13 protein-coding genes are annotated in these 18,024 nt (G+C 36.0%); 2 read left to right on the forward strand and 11 right to left on the reverse strand.

Annotated elements, in window-relative coordinates; translation table 11 throughout:
• Positions 1-145: 145 nt before the first annotated feature.
• The 6 genes from ACHZAX_RS17115 to ACHZAX_RS17140 all read right to left on the reverse strand — a co-directional run bounded on the left by ACHZAX_RS17115 (position 146) and on the right by ACHZAX_RS17140 (position 9,139).
• Positions 146-670, reverse strand: a complete 525-nt coding sequence (locus ACHZAX_RS17115) for an outer membrane beta-barrel protein (protein ID WP_320019953.1) — start codon at positions 668-670, stop codon at positions 146-148.
• Between the two features lie 56 nt (positions 671-726).
• Entirely contained in the window at positions 727-1,950 is a 1,224-nt protein-coding gene (locus tag ACHZAX_RS17120; protein ID WP_320019954.1) for a hypothetical protein, read from the reverse strand.
• Positions 1,951-1,952: 2 nt separating this feature from the next.
• Positions 1,953-2,573, reverse strand: a complete 621-nt coding sequence (locus tag ACHZAX_RS17125) for a hypothetical protein (protein WP_320019955.1) — start codon at positions 2,571-2,573, stop codon at positions 1,953-1,955.
• 144 nt (positions 2,574-2,717) lie between these two features.
• Positions 2,718-3,380: a hypothetical protein gene (locus ACHZAX_RS17130; RefSeq protein WP_320019956.1), complete on the reverse strand. Its 663-nt coding sequence runs from the start codon at positions 3,378-3,380 to the stop codon at positions 2,718-2,720.
• A gap of 46 nt (positions 3,381-3,426) precedes the next feature.
• On the reverse strand, positions 3,427-5,142 hold the full coding sequence (locus tag ACHZAX_RS17135; protein ID WP_320019957.1) for an OmpA family protein: 1,716 nt from the start codon (positions 5,140-5,142) through the stop codon (positions 3,427-3,429).
• Between the two features lie 1,123 nt (positions 5,143-6,265).
• Positions 6,266-9,139: a tetratricopeptide repeat protein gene (locus tag ACHZAX_RS17140; protein WP_320019958.1), complete on the reverse strand. Its 2,874-nt coding sequence runs from the start codon at positions 9,137-9,139 to the stop codon at positions 6,266-6,268.
• Between the two features lie 436 nt (positions 9,140-9,575).
• Here ACHZAX_RS17140 and ACHZAX_RS17145 point away from each other — a divergent pair, with 436 nt between their 5' ends.
• Together ACHZAX_RS17145 and ACHZAX_RS17150 are read left to right on the forward strand one after the other, a co-directional pair.
• On the forward strand, positions 9,576-10,238 hold the full coding sequence (locus tag ACHZAX_RS17145; RefSeq protein ID WP_101308069.1) for a phosphoadenylyl-sulfate reductase: 663 nt from the start codon (positions 9,576-9,578) through the stop codon (positions 10,236-10,238).
• Positions 10,239-10,277: 39 nt separating this feature from the next.
• On the forward strand, positions 10,278-11,195 hold the full coding sequence (locus ACHZAX_RS17150) for an NAD-dependent epimerase/dehydratase family protein (protein ID WP_101308068.1): 918 nt from the start codon (positions 10,278-10,280) through the stop codon (positions 11,193-11,195).
• 93 nt (positions 11,196-11,288) lie between these two features.
• Here ACHZAX_RS17150 and ACHZAX_RS17155 read toward each other — a convergent pair whose 3' ends face one another.
• From ACHZAX_RS17155 to ACHZAX_RS17175, 5 genes are all read right to left on the reverse strand, one after another.
• Positions 11,289-12,389: an AI-2E family transporter gene (locus ACHZAX_RS17155; protein WP_101308067.1), complete on the reverse strand. Its 1,101-nt coding sequence runs from the start codon at positions 12,387-12,389 to the stop codon at positions 11,289-11,291.
• Between the two features lie 125 nt (positions 12,390-12,514).
• Positions 12,515-14,968, reverse strand: a complete 2,454-nt coding sequence (gene lon / locus ACHZAX_RS17160) for an endopeptidase La (protein ID WP_101308278.1) — start codon at positions 14,966-14,968, stop codon at positions 12,515-12,517.
• A 189-nt stretch (positions 14,969-15,157) separates the two neighbouring features.
• A complete protein-coding gene (locus tag ACHZAX_RS17165) occupies positions 15,158-16,348 on the reverse strand; it encodes a GlmU family protein (RefSeq protein WP_101308066.1) in 1,191 nt (396 codons plus the stop codon).
• A gap of 102 nt (positions 16,349-16,450) precedes the next feature.
• On the reverse strand, positions 16,451-16,714 hold the full coding sequence (locus tag ACHZAX_RS17170) for a type B 50S ribosomal protein L31 (RefSeq protein ID WP_101308277.1): 264 nt from the start codon (positions 16,712-16,714) through the stop codon (positions 16,451-16,453).
• A gap of 86 nt (positions 16,715-16,800) precedes the next feature.
• On the reverse strand, positions 16,801-18,015 hold the full coding sequence (locus ACHZAX_RS17175) for an N-acetyltransferase (protein ID WP_180327165.1): 1,215 nt from the start codon (positions 18,013-18,015) through the stop codon (positions 16,801-16,803).
• Positions 18,016-18,024: the final 9 nt, after the last annotated feature.

Raw genomic sequence — 18,024 nt, forward strand, 5'->3', positions numbered from 1 at the left:
GCATTAAGAAAAAATGGTTGGTGAAAATTTGATTAGAAAGACTTCCTGTTCGGGACTTTTTTATTATGGTTGTTTGGTTGTAAAGTGAATTGGTTGATTGCCCAAACAGGAAATACTAACTAAATGTATCTAATCAAATAAAACTCTAGAAATGGTATAACAATCCTACCCCAGCTGACAAGTAGTTGGCGTTACCAATGGTATATTTCAAATCAGCATTAAAATACATCTTGTCAGAAATTGCAAATCGACTACCCACACCAATATTTACTCCAACATTACTGTCGGAAACAGAACCACTATCAGATCCAAACCCTTCAAGAACTTCATAACCCTCATAACCCTCATAAGTATACTTCAAGAAAGTCATATTCAAACCTCCAATGGCATAAAATGTATTCTTATCATCTGCAGAAAACACGTAATGTGCATCGAAATCTAATGTAGACCAATTCAGATTATTTTTCTTTAGATAATAAGTGAATGCAGGAGCAATTTCCCATGTATCACTTGCTAAATAAACACCTTTAGCTTCAATACCCATAGTACTGATATCTGTTGCATACTTAAGACCAGCTCCGGCCAAAATTTTTGAGTCTTGTGCTTTGGTAGTCAGGCTAAAGAATACAGAAAGCACGGTTGCGAATACTAAAATTAACTTGTTTTTCATTTTGTTTACTTTTTACTGGTTTTTAAAAAATTAATTAAGGTTTATTGAATAATAAGCTATTTCGCTTCTATTATTTTATTTAATTCATACATATAATAATGACCAAACATGCCTTCTTTGTCTTCAATTATCTTGGCATAAACTCCAGGTTTATCATTAATCATCCATAGTTTATATTTTTCTTCGGAAGTGCCGACAGACTCAATTACGGTACAATCGAAAGTGCCCGATGGCGTTGTGAGTTTTTCTTGTCCAGCTACCCGAAACGAATTCTCTTTTAATGGATAAAGGCGATTGTAATAATTGAAATCTAAAACATTGGGTGGTAATTCCGTTTCATCAGGCAAATTGTATCTGTCGTATCCGTAAAAAATAAAATCGATACTTACACTTTGCTCCTCTTTATCGGTCTTAACATCGGCGGTCAGTTTTTTAGTTTCAAAAACTTTTGTCCCCTCTACCAATGTTGAAAAATTATATTCCAATTGACTCGTATTTACTAAAGACATCAGCATTTCGAAAGGATCCTTCCAAGGCAATTTGTTCTCTTCCCCATCATACTTGTAATCTCCATTTTCATCGAAGAAATCGGCTTCGGTAAAAGTTAATCTTTCGATATTTTGAGAATTAGCCTCTGATTTAAGCAAGACTGTTTCTACTCCTGCATTTTCTAAAACAAATTCTTTATCACTCAGCTTAAAGATTTTGTTTTTACCGCCAACCTGGTCTATTCGGCCAATCAACAGCAGGCTTTGTTCTTTTGGATTAAAAATCCACATTCCTCCAGTCCTACTTTCCATTCCTGGCTCTTTCTCGATAAAACTAAAACTATCCGGAGCCTCAAAGATCAATACTCTTGTTCTTTCATCATTTGCATCATCGGCAAACTCCCACGATCCAATAAGACCAGACTCTAAATTATTCCTACCTATTTCAGACATATTTAGTCTGGATAGGAACCATTTCTGATCACCCTTTTCAAAGTTTAGCTCTTTCTGATTCAGATTCATAATTTTACAATCTCCTCCAAAATCTTTATCCATATCCGAGCTCATAACCAATTTCTCTTCTTTCTGATTATGCGACCACGATCCTACATCAATTCCCTGAGTTATAATAGATCCATCAGCTCTGTAATCGATAACAAATAATGGTTCATCAACTTTATCACCCACCACTATTTTAGTAACCAGCCAGCTTCCACTTATTTTTGAATCCTGAGCATTTGTCACTTTTATCAGCGACAGCAAAACGATAAGAATAATTGTTGCTTTTTTCATTTTTATTTGGATTTAGATGGGTTACCTAACACTTTCACAACTTCATTATAAGCATCTCTAATTTCACTCTCGCTCAAATCAGGCTTCCTTTGTTTGGCTCGTTTTCTGAAATCTTCGTAAGACATAAAATTGGTTTGCTTTTGGAGCTTTTCAAATTCCTTTTCGGCTTCTTTCAGCATTCTTTCCAGTTCGGGACTGGCTTCATCAAACTGCTTTTCAGCCTTTTTCAGTTCCTGATCCAATTGACTTTCCGGCACTGGCTTGTCTGATTTTTCGCCTTCTTTTCCAATAGCTTTATCTGCATTGATGTATGCATTAATGAATTGAAAAGCATCCTCCTTTGTCAAACCACTCTGATCATTCTTCACCTCTTCCAGTATTCCCATTTCGTTCAGCATCTGATCGAAATCGCTCTGATTGGGCGCCTTTAAGCTATCTTTCTCATCATACTTTAAGAAAAAATCAATCATGGGTTTGGTCGAATCAATCATATTTTTGTTTGCTTTCAAGTAAGTATCCATAATCACATCAGCTCCTTCCTTCTCAACTGTCTTTACCTTTTCCTGAGCAAACAAGGCAGAACTTGCAATAAAACAGAGCACTATCATTACAATTTGTTTCATATAATTTTAAGTTTGTCATATGGAACTTACCACGCTAATAATAATCATGCTCCTGTGTGTCATAATTGCTTTGGCATGGACGTTTCATACTTTTTTGTTTGATGATAAATAAAAGATGTGCCCTTATTACAATCAATAATTAATTTACAAATCAGTAATATCCTTGTGAGGAAAATTAGGAAGTTCGAAATAGCTGTTGGCTACAGAAACATCAAATTTGATACTTGTGGCTTCCTTTATGATTGTGATTCCCGCCATACTTGTTACTACTTTCAAACTTAGACCTTTGTAAATCCACTGTTTAACTCCAAGTAGATCCCAAACTTCACAGTCGTAAGCCAGAATTTTCTCATTATCCAATTGTACTCCACCCATACTTATCATGGTCTCTCTTCCTGCATCCAATGCATCCAAATTATTCTGGCGCATGTAGTCAATTAATGGATCTTCTTTTGTATAAATTACACTCGCAGCGTAATCAACCACATAAATTTTCTCATTATCAATTTTATAAGCATTGCGGGCATTCGTAGTTGTCGATTCTTCAATTCCATTGGCATTAATGATGGTAAGCGTTTCCGATTTATCCTCAAAATTCATCTCCAAAGCGCCCCATTTTTTGAAATACAGATCTTCTGTTCCTGATCCATTCACATATAGGCCGGATATTGAAGTTTCGTAGTGTACAATGCCAGTCTCCACATTGTAGCGTTTTATGTCTTTACTCTGTAAATCATCATCCTTATCGCATGAAACAAACACTGCAACCAAAAATAAGATGCCTAAGTACTTTGCTATATTCTTCATAATTCTGTTTATTATTTATGTATATCGTGCTATAAATTCTTGTTTACTAGTTAGGAATTACATAAAAACCTGTATTTTCCCTTTGTACAATTGTTGTTGTTTTAGCATCCGATCTGCCCAGCCAAAAATCTTCTTCCGATCTCATCATGTCACCGGTACTTCCTTCGTCCAAATCGCAGGTATAAGTTCCTCCAATTTCCAAATGATCCGATTTGCTGTGAACAGAACCATCATCATTATAGGTTACATACTTAACTGTCAACCTGTAATTATCACTTTCATCAACATTCAGGATTTCCATCTTACCCAAATTTCCATCCGATGATCCATAGATGATGGTAGTCCCATTTTTCAGAAGAATTCCCGATTGATTGGAAACCGGGATATTCCCATTTGGTAAGCTTTCCATTTTAGTATCAATAGCTTTACGATCCAAAGAATCAAAAATTGAATTGCCTGATGTATTGGGATTGGCAGATGCAGTATTCCCCTCTGTTTTCACGAACTCTACTCTTCGATTGTTCGCTTTTCCCTCTGGTGTGCTGTTGTTATCCAATGGCTTGCTTTCTCCATAACCGGCATAACTCAAGCGGTTCGATGAAATTCCCATTTCGATCAATTTCTCCATCACCACTTTGGCTCTTGCTTCCGATAAACTTTTGTTTGAAGCATCATCGCCATCGCTGTCGGTATGACCTTCAACACTGAAATTTAGGTCGGGCTGTTTTTGTAAGAGTTGGAATATTTCATTGATTGGCCCCATCGATTCAGGCTTTAAACTTGCCTTGTTAACATCGAAGCGGATTCCATTACAAATAATTTTACCATCTTGAAGAACGCGATCGTAATACTTTACTCCTCCTTTTGCAATGCGAACATTTTTCACATAGTATGCTTTGTCGTCGGCTAATTTAGCCCAATAAGCCTGCAGGCTGATTCCCGTTGGATTTGCTTCATAATGTGGAATATTTATCAAGCGGGTGTCATCCATATACACTTTCAACTTGCCTTTTGTATAGGCTATCGATACATGAATCCAACGAGCTTTATCATTCCAGGTATAATCCAAATCCGGGTGTTCTCCTGAAACGTCGCTATTTTCAACAGAAATATGTTTGTAGCCTATTTCAATTTCCTGAGCACTATTCTTCTGATTTTTCAGATCGTATAAGTATACCGAAAACCTATTTCCATTCGCTGGCTTGTAAAAATCAAACTCAACCGTAAAAATTTCAGGAAGATAATCTTCACTTGCATTCTTCAGATATGGAACAACCGTAGGGGTTCCATCCATAAACATCATCACATTTTCGCCATTTACACTTGCTATTTCAACCTGCCCTTTCACCAAATCCCAACGACTAGGAAATTCGCCATTCTCTTCCTTTAAGCTTGGTCCATCTTCGAAGATTACAACATCACCCGGAACAAAATCAAATTTATTCCAAACTACATTTGGCTTATGAGTAACTTGGTCTTTAACTTCTCCTTGCTCATTATTATTCTGATTTACTTCTTGATTGTTTTCTTGCGAAGTGCTAGCTTCCTTATTGGATTCTTTCTTCTTTTTCTTTTTCTTACCAAACAAGCTACCTAAACCTTCTTCTAATTTATCGAAGCCTTTATCTACACCTTGTTCTATTTTATTATTAGCACGACGTGTACCTTGTTTCTTTACTACTTTTTCCGGCTCTACAACTTGTCCGTTTACCAAACTAAAGCTAAGCGCAAACAAAAACGTTATGAATATTCCTTTTTTCATGTTTCCTATTTTTTGGTTTCGATTACATTGTAAATGTATGGCGACAATCATTTTTAAAATAGGTGTATTGTTCCATTCGTATGGTTAGATGTTCTACACTTTGATTATCTGACACTTAACTTTTTGGATTTTGACATAAAACAATTATTCTCTACTTCCATAGGGGATCTAATTAAGAGAAGAAATAAGCTTGCTGGTAGCGGAGAAACCTATTAATCAAAAGGTGTTTTAAACAATAAAAAGATAGAGTTTACAGGCATTACCGCCGATAGGAGATTTGTTTTTCGGGGCTTGATGTTCCCTTAAATCTGGATTTAGAATTGCACGAATGAAAACATCAGTATAAGAAATGTTCCAAAATCTGCTATGAATGTTCCAATAGTAGTATAACCTTCTGATAATATGCTTTATATCATCTAAATATAAAACAACTTATTCTTTAAGATTGTAGTGCTTTGTGTTTTAAATATTCGCAAAAACATCTTTTACCGATAATTTTTATTTTTTTCATTTAAAAGGAGGCTATTTTAAAATGTGAAATTTGGCTTGAAGATAGGCAAGTGGTAAAATTTAGGTAAGTACAATTCACAGTCTACTTTCTCGAGTTGCCTACTGCATAATTCCCTTACGAAAAAAAACAATCCGAGTAAGTCATTTTGCTTTCCTAGTTCAACTCTGCAAGCGAATTCCCTTACTCGTGAATATAAAAACTCTACTCGGATACTCGAACCATTAACTCGTAAGCAAAAAACAGCTACTCGCTCTACTTATTTATTACTAGGCTTACAATTTAGCTTACTCGATAAATGAAAATAAATACTCGCTAAGTAGATTGCCTCGCCATACTATAAAACTTTTCTTTAAAAGCGAAGGCTATTCCATTTTAAATCGATCATAAACTATTACGAACATTATAGGTATAATGCCTTGTGAAGAAAGAAAAATAAAATGAGGGTGTCCAAAAAGTATAGTTCCATTGTCATTCTGAGCTTGCCGAAGAATCTTTCACTCTGAAAAACAGATGTTTCGACTTCGCTCAACATGACAATCCGATACAAAATATTACTTTTTGGACACCCTCAGTATTATACTATTTAGTGTCGCACCTAGCTTATTATCGAGTTTAGATACATGTTTCGCTATGTGATTTCACATATTCAGAAGGAGTGCAGCCTTGAATCTCTTTAAAACATTTGGAAAAATACGAGGTGTCGTTAAATCCGGTGGCAAAACAGATATCACTAATAGTCACATCTGGCTGTAATAGCATTTCCGCTGCCACTTTTACCCTTTGAGTTCGAATAAAAGCGGTAGCCGACAGTCCGGTTAATGCTTTTAGTTTTCGATGAAGTTGAGTTCTACTCATAAGCGCAAGTTCGCAAAACTGATCGACACTAAAATCGGGATTCGCTAATTGATCCTCCAAAACTTGCTGTAATGTTCTGGCAAATTTTTCTTCTTCGGATGGAAACACAATATTTAAAGGACTGATAACTATTTCATTTTGATACTTTTTCTGCATCTCTTTTCTTGTGGCAATTAGTCTTTCCACCTTAACGATTAAAGCCTGAGCATTAAATGGTTTTACGATGTAATCATCTGCGCCGGATTTAAGACCATCCAATTCATTGTCATCACCAACTTTGGCAGTCAATAAAATAATGGGTATGTGATTGGTTTTTACATCTGCTTTTAAGCAGGAACAAAGTTCAACACCACCAACTTTTGGCATCATTACATCCGAAATAATCAAATCAGGAATATATTCGATTGCCATCTTAACACCAATTTCCCCGTCATCAGCTTCTAAAATTTTGTATTTATGAATAAAGTACGTTTTGATGTATTTCCGCATATCTAAATTATCCTCAACAAGCAACAATACGGGCAAATCTTCAATTTTCACCTCGTTTTCTTCTTCCGGGTTCAAATCTGAATTTACTTCATAAAACTGCTCCTCTTTTTTTGCCAGAGGCAAAAGTGATATTTCGTTTGCCTTAAAATGATCTTTAGATGTTGGCAACAACAATTCAAATTGAATGATTTGATTATTGGAACAACTAACCTTTATGGGGGCGCGGTAAAGAGTACACAGTTCCTTCACTAAAGAAAGTCCAATTCCCGTTCCCTGCGTTTCATTTTCACCGGCACGGTAAAAACGATCAAAGATATGCGGCAATTGCTCTTTGGTTAATGTGCAGCCTGAATTACTTACGGTGATTTTAATATGATCATTAAACGCAGCAAGCTTCAGTTCCACATTGCCATTTCCAGGAACAAACTTAAATGCATTGGATAATAAATTGGTAATTATTATTTCGACAATATTCGTATCGAACCAAACATCTCCTGATTCATTTATTTCCAATTGATAATTTATCTTTTTCTCAGATGCCTGATAAGTAAACGAATTTGAAATTCCTTTTAGTAATGTTGACAAATTGCCTTCCTGCGCAGCAATAGCAAAATGACCTGCATCAATTTTAGAAAGGTTTAACAGTTGATCGACCAATGCAAGTAATCTATTGGTGTTACGCAGAATCAGTTTCATCTCTTCCTGCTCCTCATTACAATGAGGCCTTGCCAAGTGCTTTTCTACCGGACCTGTAATTAAGGTTAAAGGTGTTCTAAATTCATGGGAGATACTACTAAAGAATTTTGATTTCATCTGGTTAACAATCTGTAACTCTCTTGAAACCTTTTGTTTGTTCTTGTATAAATAATAAAAAAATGCAGCCAATCCTCCAAAGAGCAACAGCAGAACTCCAAACTGATTTCTCTGCATTTTTTTTGATTCTCCAATCAATTGATTTCTGGTATTCAACAGCTCAATCTGGTGTGTTTTATTTTCCGATTGATATTTAAACTCCAAATCGTTCATTACCCGAACAGATTCGCTGTTGTATAACGAATCGGTATAATTTTTATGCAATAACAGAGCATCACTTGCCTCCCTATATCTTCCTGTTGCATAATAGATTTCATACAAAATCTTATTCGCAAACATGAGATTATCAACAGAATGAATTTCTTTTGAAATTAATCTTCCTTCCAACAAATTCTTTTCAGCTTCCTTGTATCGTTTTAACTTCGAACAAACATTACCATGTTGAATTAGTATCGTACTTAAGTAACGCTTATCATTTCTTGTTCGTTGCAAAGCGAGTGCCTGCTCAAAATACACATAAGCTTTCTCATATTCATTTTGAAACATTTTCACTTGCCCCAAAAGCTGATAACAAATTCCCTCACCAATAGGATTCCCACGTAATTTTGACAGCTCCAGCGATTTATTAATATAGTAATTGGCCGAATCAGCTTCCTGCAAATCAAGATAGGCTTCGCCAACATTCCCATAACTAATCTCTAAATGATATTTATTGTCGCTGCTTACTCCATATTTTAAAGATTCCCGAAAATAGGATAAGGCCTTTTCATATTCTTTTTGCACCAAATAGATATTTCCAATTCCATTTTCGGCAATTGCCTTCCCATATAAATTGTTAGTAAATTTTGTTGTGCTGATTGACGAAACAAAATAATTAAGAGCCTCTTCGTTACGATCGGTTTTTCGACAGACAACCCCCAACTCATTATAGATTCTGCCTAATTTATAGTAATCTTTTATTTTATGAGCAAAGGGCAGTGACTTTTGATAGTAATATTTAGCAGAATCGTAACCGTGTGTATATCGATGGTTTACTCCTATCCGATAATAAATTTCTGCCAGGCCTGTAGTATCCTCATCAGTTTTAATTTTATTCAACAGCAGATGCAAATAAGACGGATATTCATCTTTTAAAATTTTCCGGTTATCAGATACAAGGCCAATTACACTATCAGAATTTTTCATGTTTCCTTCAACCATAACCAGCCCATTTATGGTTGCTTTCAAGCTGTCTAAATCATGAAACCGGGCTTTCTTATAATCATCCTTAGCATAAGCTTCAGTAATTAATATCGTGAAAAGAAAGAAAAGAAAAATTTGTTTTATCATATTATCAATTATAAATCCTCATGAAAAAAAAACGACAAAAAATATCCGTTAAATATAACACCAATCCTAAAAAGCAACCAAACTCCGTAAAAAATTGCCCTAAACATTCTGAATGAGTGAATTTAAGCCAAAAATAATGCACATGCAAATATATCACAGAACTTAACAAAACAATAATCTTAACGTGAATTTTAAACCTAAAATATTCCAAATTCATCAAACATTAATCCCAATTAAATATTTACCCCACTACTTTTAATAAAATTGACTGAAACCTTACACTGCAACTTATTTTATAAGTTCAGATTTTACCGGTTACCCGAACTTACTCTCCGATCAAAATCTCCCTGATTTGGAATATTTATTAGTATCTTTACCATCCTTTACATACACATTTACCCGCCTTAGGATTTAGCAAGGCAAAAGGATTTTTACAATGGATTTTGAAAGCATAAAAAGGAAACTGAAACAATACAAAGCCGAAGGAAAGACGATGTTTACCACATCTTCTTTTCAATCGCACAGTCTTGTTTTACTTCATATCATCAGCCGAATAGACAATACAATACCTGTTTATTTTATCAATACCGGATTTTTATTCCCTGAAACCATTCAGTTTAAAGATCAAATCGCCGAAGAATTTGGATTGAAAATTATCGATGCAAAATCTTCAATACCAAAAGCACAACAAAAAGATGCAAAAGGAAATTTTCTTTTCACCTCTGATCCTGATTACTGTTGTTTCCTAAATAAAGTGCAACCTCTGGATGGTGTTTTGGCTGATCACGATGTTTGGATCAATGGTGTTCGGGCAGATCAGTCGGCTGTTCGAAAAGCGATGAACATAGAACAGGATGCTCCTCATGGTGTCATCCGGTTTCATCCGATGTTAGACTGGAGCAAGCAGGAAATTTACAAGTACATTAAAGAGCACAATCTTCCCCGTCATCCGCTCGAAGCAAAAGGTTACGACAGCATTGGCTGTGAACCCTGCACACGAAAAATGACTTTGGGAGATGATCGGTCGGCACGATGGTTTGGAATGAAAAAAACCGAATGCGGTTTAAATACCGATTTGGTGATTAAAAAAGACAAATAATAATTGAAGCTAATAATCCGAAATTAAAACACAGATACAATGAGAGTATTAATTACAGGTGGTGCCGGTTACATTGGCACCGAATTATGCATAAAATTGAATCAGAATCCTGATGTAAAAGAAATTATTGTATTGGATAATCTGCATCAGGCCAACTTCAATCTGTTTTTACACTCCCAAATAAAACCTGGTAAACTAACTTTTGTTAGAGGTGAACTTTTGGATTCAAGAACTCTCGATAAAATTATTAAGGATGTAGATGTTGTTTATCATCTTGCTGCTGAAAATTCGGACAACGATAAGCTTCATCATCTTCATGAACAGGTTAATAACTGGGGAACCGCTGAGTTGGTTTATGCCATAGAAGAAAGCAACGTAAAACAGTTGGTATACGTTAGTTCAACAGCTGTTTACGGTTATTCTGATAATGAATTTGATATTTACTCAATTCCTGAACCAACTACTTCGTTAGGAAGTTCTACTTTAAGAGGCGAACAGCATGTTGAGCGAATCATGTCGAAAATAAACACTCAGATTATTCGTTTGGGAAATGTTTTTGGTTACGGCGTAAGCATGAATATGAAAGGGATTCTAAACAGCTTACTTTTCGATTCTCACTTTGTTGGTCGTATTTCTATCCACGGAAGCGGGAACCAAAAACGTCCGTTTATTTCTTTGGAAAAAACCAGTAGTATTTTAGCCAACCTTTTGGGTGGAAAATTAGATTCAGGAGTTTACAATTTGGTGGAATACAACAAATCAATTATGGATTTAGTGGAAGTGATGCAAGTGCAAAATCCAGACATGGAAATGATTTTCACCAACCAGCATCTTGAACTGCCACAACAATTGGTTACTGTTGATGAGCGAATTATGAAATTGTACGAAGGAGAAAAATTAGGATTTGAAGAAGAACTAAAAATACTAAAAGAGCATTTTGAGGCTTCAAGCCTTTAAAAGCTATTGATATACTTTTGTTGTCAGATACAAAAAAGCTTGATTCGAGAATGAATCAAGCTTTTTTTGTTTTATGGATAACCTGCATCCCAACTAAATTTTTTCCGTCAGTTTCTTTACAAACCGGTATTTGTTAAAAAACTCTTTTGCAATAACACGCATAATTGTGTAAGATGGTATTGCCAGCATCATTCCTAAAATACCTGCCATACTTCCTGCCATGATAATCACAATAAATATCTCGAGAGGATGAGCATTTACACTATTGGAATAAATTAAGGGCTGAAACAAAATATTATCGATCACCTGAACCGTTGCAAATACAATCGCCATATATCCTAACAAAGGAACAATTCCTGTATAAAAATCAACATCTAAATTGGTCGCAATTCCGATAATCATACCAAAACAGGCTCCGATGATTGGCCCAATGTAAGGAATCACATTCATGATACCTGCAAACAAGCCGATTACAACTGCGGTACTAAAAGGCAAACCAACAATGGTAAGACCAATGGTTACCATAAAGCCAACGAGTATCACCTCAAAAAACAATCCTACAAAATAGCGCATTAACAATTTTTTGATCGAATCCAATACATGGCGAACGCCTTCTTCGTTGCGGGCCGGAACCAAAACCACAACTCCCTCGGTAAACAAACTGCTGTCCTTCAAAAAGAAAAAAGTAATGAAAGAGATCGAAAACAAAGCAATAAATGCATTTCCCAAAGTACCAACCAGCGAACTAAAAATATCTGAAACATCAGATATTTTCACAAATGATGAAATATTTTTAACCAGAACTGCTTTCAGGTCAAAAGCCTCGCCATTAGCAGAATACTTTACCACAAATGCTTCTATTCTTTGCATTGGTTCTTCAAGACTTTGAACTGCCGCATTCACATCTATATTTGATAGATCCTGGGCCTGCGATGCAATCATTGGAATGAAGGTGCGGAAGAACATGATCATGACCATCCACAAAAGAATGAGTGTTATCCCCGCCGATAAAACCGAAGGGAATTGCCATTTCTTAATTTTTAAACCATTTAAAAAGTCGACAACCGGACGTCCGATGAAAGAAAGAACAACCGAAATTAAAACGTAAGTTACTATGTTACTGAAATACCAAAACAATAGCCCTAACAAGATTAAACCAAGAGCTACAATAAAATATTTTCCTTTTTCATTCATAGGTAGACAATGTGTTTTGAAATTAAATTGGTATATCAGTTTAAAAGTAAGAAATTTTATGGTTTCAAGGAACCGAAACAAAAAAAGGCTTTCTTTCGAAAGCCTTTTTCTAAATCTACTCCAAATTATAATTTTATGGGATTATCTACCTTTTGCTTCATCAAGGCAATATCCAAAACTTCCATAATCTCATCAACAAAGTGGAATTTAAGACCTTTTAAATAAATCTCTTTAATTTCCTCAATGTCTTTTTTATTCTGGTTACAAAGAATAATTTCCTTAATTCCGGCTCTCTTAGCTGCCAAAATTTTCTCCTTAATTCCTCCTACAGGCAATACTTTTCCGCGAAGTGTTATTTCACCTGTCATAGCCAGATGTTTTTTCACTTTACGCTGTGTGAAAATTGAAGCCATTGCAGTTACCATAGTCACACCAGCCGAAGGTCCGTCTTTTGGAATCGCCCCTTCGGGTACGTGAACATGAAGGTTCCACTCATCAAAAGTTTCCTTTTTAATTCCCAATGCACCACAGTGCGCTCTCAAATATTCTTGTGCCAGTAGTGCCGATTCTTTCATTACATCGCCCAAGTTCCCGGTAAGGGTTAATTTCCCTTTTCCAGCCGACAGACTCGATTCGATGAACAAGATTTCTCCGCCAACCGAAGTCCAGGCCAAACCTGTAACTACACCGGCATATTCATTCCCTTGATATTTATCGCGGTTAAAGATTGGTGCACCTAAAAATTCTTTCAGATCTTCAATCTTTATGTTAATATCATATTCTTCGTCCATTGCCACCTTACGGGCAATACGCCTCATTAACTTGGCAATTCGTTGATCCAATGCTCTTACACCCGACTCACGGGTATATTTATCGATGATTTCGGCAATTACCTCCTTCGAGATTTTAATATTATCAGCAGTAATCCCATGATTCTCCATTTGCTTTGGAATCAAATGAGTCTTGGCAATCTGTACTTTTTCTTCCTGAATGTAACCACTTACATCAATCATTTCCATACGATCGCGAAGAGGAGCTGAAATCGCCCCAATATTATTGGCCGTTGCTACAAACATCACATTCGACAAATCGTAGTCTACATCCAAAAAGTTATCATGAAATGCACTATTCTGCTCAGGATCAAGAACCTCCAACAAAGCCGAAGATGGATCTCCTCTAAAATCATTACTTACTTTATCAATCTCATCCAAAATAAAAACAGGATTGGATGAACCGGCTTTTTTCATTCCCTGAATAATTCTTCCCGGCATTGCACCAATATATGTCTTTCTGTGACCACGAATTTCTGACTCATCATGCAATCCGCCTAGAGACATTCTGGCATACTTTCGATCCAAGGCTCTCGCAATTGATTTTCCTAAAGATGTTTTACCTACGCCCGGAGGTCCGTACAAACATAAAATCGGTGATTTTAAATCCCCTTTTAGTTTTAATACAGCCAAATGCTCAATAATTCTGTCTTTTACTTTTTCCAAACCAAAGTGATCCTGATCTAGAATTCTTTGAGCTCTTTTCAGGTTAAAATTATCCTTGGTGCATTCGCTCCATGGTAAATCAAGCAACTCCTCAAGGTAATTTAATTGCACCGAATATTCTGCAGAAGCAGGATTCAGACGCTGAAGTTTATTCAATTCTTTTTCAAAAACAGCAGCAACTTCGTCGGTCCATTTTTTTGTTTGTGCCCTTTCTTCCAACTCTTCTACATCCTGATCGTTTGGCCCTCCGCCCAATTCATCCTGAATGGTTTTCATTTGCTGGTGCAGCAAGTATTCTCTTTGCTGCTGATCCATATCGGTTTTCACCTTGGTCTGAATATCATCTTTCAGCTCCAAAACCTGCACTTCACGAACCAATAACTCCAAAAGTTTCATTGCTCTGCCGGCAATCTCCTCAATCTCAAGCAACTTCTGTTTCTGGTTGTGCTTAATCTCAGAATTACTTGAAATAAAGTTGATTAAAAAAGAAGATCCTTCGATATTCTTGATTGCAAAACTAGCCTCATTAGGAATGTGCGGCGACAATTTGATCACCTTAACGGCCATATCCTTAACAGAAGATATAAGAGCTTTAAACTCATTATCTTCCTCAACAGGACGAATATCTTTCAGCGTTTTAATCTTAGCAATGTGGTAAGGCTCCTCTGAAATTATTTCCTGCAACTCAAATCTCTTTTTACCTTGTAAAATAACTGTGGTAGAACCATCAGGCATTTCCAAAATTTTGATAATTTGAGCTACCGTTCCAATTTTATAAATATCATCGAAATGCGGATCTTCAACACTCAAATCTATTTGAGTGGCTGCTCCCAACATCCCCTTCTTGCTGTATACTTCACGAACTAATTTCAAGGATTTCTCTCTTCCTACCGAAATAGGAATTACTACGCCAGGAAATAAAACCGTGTTACGAAGAGGCAAAATTGGCAAACTGTCAGGAACAACTAGTTCGTCCAGCGCATTTTCATCCTCATCGGTTATAATTGGAATAAAATCTGAATCTTCGTCCATCATATTCGTCAATGCGATATCACTTATATTGATTTCAATCTTTCTGCTCATTATTTCGCTTGTCATGTTCTCATTACTCACTATAAAGAAAACAAACTTATGTCCTGTAAAAAATGACAAAATGTCTGTTTCCACCAAAATTAATTGGTCACTGTTTACTTGGCAATAGCTATGCCAAAATAAAAAATGAGTTCTATCAGTTAACAGAAAGAACTCATATTAATATAATAAGGATTTGTGCTAAAATGATTTCCGATACTCTTTGGTCATTTCAAATACGTTTGTTAATATATTTTTCTCCACCTCATTAAATTCCAAACCTCTGCGCTGCATTACCAAATCAGCAACTTCGAAAGTTGCTTTTAAGCGATATTCCTTAAAACCATGATTGCCGCCCATTGCAAAAGAAGGAATAAAATTGCGGGGGAATCCGGCTCCAAACACATTGGCACTTACACCAATAACAGTGCCGGTATTCAACATGGTATTAATTCCGCATTTAGAGTGATCGCCCATAATAGTACCACAAAACTGCAAGCCTGTTTTTTCAAAACTTTCACTTGAGTAGTTCCACAACTTCACTTCCGAATAATTGTTTTTCAAATTTGAATTATTCGTATCAGCACCAATATTACACCATTCGCCCAATACTGCATTTCCTAAAAAACCATCATGTGCTTTGCTCGAATAACCAAACAACACCACATTATTTAATTCTCCGCCACATTTGCAGTAGGGACCTAATGTAGTTGCACCATACACTTTGGCACCCATTTTTAATTCTGCATGTTCGCACATGGCCAAAGGACCACGCACCAAACATCCTTCCATAATAACTGCATCTTTTCCAATGTAAATTGGGCCGTCAACAGCATTAAGACATGCAAATTCTACTTTTGCTCCTACTTCAAGAAATATATTCTCCTTTCCAAGAACATTTACCGTATCACTTATCGTCTGCGATTGTCTTCCTTTGGTCAGCAATTCAAAATCGGCACGAAGAGCCTTGTCATTACTTCCAAATATATCGTAAGGCATTGCGATTCGATCAACAGCCTGTTTATACACAACTTTAACTTTTGCTTCAATTCCTTCCTTGTTCACTAACTCAAGGTCAGCAGCCAAAAAATTAGCAGCCAGAATAACTCCATCCTTTGCAAGATACTCTCCCACTTTTAAATTCCAAATTGCATCTTTCAACCTCTCATCCGGAAGTACCGAACCATTAATCAATACATTTTGTTCCTGAACAAAGATTGGATATTTTACAGATAAATAATCCTGCGTAAAATGACTTAAGCTGGCTGTAAGATATTTCTCCCATTTTTCACGAATGCTTAAAATGCCAACCCGAATCTCGGATACCGGACGGGTAAATGTGAGTGGACGCAGATCATTCCAAGTCCCATCATCAAAAAGAATATAATTCATTGTAGTAGTAATTTAAATCCGAAGGATTTTTATGTATGATCAAAAATAAAAAAAAGCCTCGAATAATCGAGGCTTTTTCTTAATATGGTAGATTTTTTAATCTTACTTCTTGTTACCGTCCATGTGTTTCTTGTAACGATTCATGAACTTATCAACACGACCAGCAGTATCTACTAATGTCATCTTACCTGTGTAGAAAGGGTGAGATGTATTAGAGATCTCAAGCTTAATAACTGGGTACTCAATGCCTTCGAACTCAATAGTTTCTTTAGTTCTAGCAGTCGACTTAGCAATAAAAACAGTTTCGTTTGACATGTCTTTAAAAGCTACAAGACGGTAATTTTCCGGATGTATTCCTTGTTTCATTTTAATATCCTTTAGTTTCTTATAATCTACTTCCAATAGGCTGCAAAGGTAAATATTGTAATCTGTTTTGCAAAAGAATAAATAAATTATTCTCCTCTTTCCACTACTTTTTTCTCTTTTGCCTTACTTCCCCTGTTTTCCAGAGGGATAATAGGTGTCCGTTTAAAAGGTTTATTAGGGTCAAAAAGCAAACGATAGGTATAATGCGTTTTCATTTTCACACCACCAACCGACTCATAAATAGAAATCATTTTCGGATTAAAGTCTCCCACCCACGAAAGTTCCACTTCTTTATAATGCGGTTTTCTCTTCATCACTTTATCCATGTGCCAGAAGATTGCCGACTCCACCCCAAATCTTTGATATTTAGGAACAACACCCATTATTGAGATTCGAGCGCGGGTAATTGCTTTCTTTTTTAAATTATATAAAAATTTCAGTTTACTCCAGAAATTAAATTTACCATCCATCTTTATCAAGATCTGATTGATATCCGGCATCATCACAAAAAATGCAATTGGATTTCCTTCATGATAAGCAAACCAAATGAATTCTTCCTCGACTACTCCTTTTCCATCAAGAGCCATTTTACGGATATCCTCAGGATCTATCGGCGAGAAATTATCATGAAATTTCCATGCTTCATTATAAATTGCAATTAAATCCTGAATGTATTTTTCCGATTTTGCATATGAAAAATGCTCAAAAGTAAATCCCGGCTTTTTAGCAACCCACTCTGCAATTTTCCAAAATCGTTCAGGGAAAGGCTTTTTTAAATCAAGATGATAGCTATACTGCTCGAAGAACACCTTAAAGCCATACTCCTCGAAAAATACCTTGTAATATTTTTGATGATATGGCATTCCGTATCCCTGAGGCATAAAACCATCAACCAAAAGTCCCCAATGATTATCATTTTCGCCAAAATTCACCGGACCATCCATGGCTTCCATACCACGCACAGTTAACCACTCTTTTGCTGTATCAAACAAAAGAAAAGCTGCCTTCTTGTCATTTACACATTCAAAAAAACCACATCCGCCTGTCGGCTGATCAAAAGAAAAAGCTTTATTGGTGTTAATAAACGCAGCTATGCGGCCAATTACTTTTCCTTCATCGTTTTGCAATATCCATCGACCTGCCTCACCATGCTTAAAGAATGAATTTTCCTTCGGATCAAATATTCCTTCAATCTCAGCATCCAACGGACACGCATAATTGGAATCATCCTTATAAATGGTTCTGGCAATATCTAAAAAATCTTTTTGATGCGTCTGATCTAAAACTTCAACTATCCTCACTCGATTCGT

It is taken from the genome of Labilibaculum manganireducens (genome assembly GCF_963665805.2).
In the GTDB taxonomy this organism is placed as follows: domain Bacteria; phylum Bacteroidota; class Bacteroidia; order Bacteroidales; family Marinifilaceae; genus Labilibaculum; species Labilibaculum manganireducens.

Excerpts from the sequence above, each read along its gene's own strand:
- ACHZAX_RS17115 (WP_320019953.1), bottom strand. The coding sequence starts at position 670 with ATGAAAAACAAGTTAATTTTAGTATTCGCAACCGTGCTTTCTGTATTC.
- ACHZAX_RS17120 (WP_320019954.1), bottom strand. The coding sequence starts at position 1,950 with ATGAAAAAAGCAACAATTATTCTTATCGTTTTGCTGTCGCTGATAAAA.
- ACHZAX_RS17125 (WP_320019955.1), bottom strand. The coding sequence starts at position 2,573 with ATGAAACAAATTGTAATGATAGTGCTCTGTTTTATTGCAAGTTCTGCC.
- ACHZAX_RS17130 (WP_320019956.1), bottom strand. The coding sequence starts at position 3,380 with ATGAAGAATATAGCAAAGTACTTAGGCATCTTATTTTTGGTTGCAGTG.
- ACHZAX_RS17135 (WP_320019957.1), bottom strand. The coding sequence starts at position 5,142 with ATGAAAAAAGGAATATTCATAACGTTTTTGTTTGCGCTTAGCTTTAGT.
- ACHZAX_RS17140 (WP_320019958.1), bottom strand. The coding sequence starts at position 9,139 with ATGATAAAACAAATTTTTCTTTTCTTTCTTTTCACGATATTAATTACT.
- ACHZAX_RS17145 (WP_101308069.1), top strand. The coding sequence starts at position 9,576 with ATGGATTTTGAAAGCATAAAAAGGAAACTGAAACAATACAAAGCCGAA.
- ACHZAX_RS17150 (WP_101308068.1), top strand. The coding sequence starts at position 10,278 with ATGAGAGTATTAATTACAGGTGGTGCCGGTTACATTGGCACCGAATTA.
- ACHZAX_RS17155 (WP_101308067.1), bottom strand. The coding sequence starts at position 12,389 with ATGAATGAAAAAGGAAAATATTTTATTGTAGCTCTTGGTTTAATCTTG.
- lon (WP_101308278.1), bottom strand. The coding sequence starts at position 14,968 with ATGAGCAGAAAGATTGAAATCAATATAAGTGATATCGCATTGACGAAT.
- ACHZAX_RS17165 (WP_101308066.1), bottom strand. The coding sequence starts at position 16,348 with ATGAATTATATTCTTTTTGATGATGGGACTTGGAATGATCTGCGTCCA.
- ACHZAX_RS17170 (WP_101308277.1), bottom strand. The coding sequence starts at position 16,714 with ATGAAACAAGGAATACATCCGGAAAATTACCGTCTTGTAGCTTTTAAA.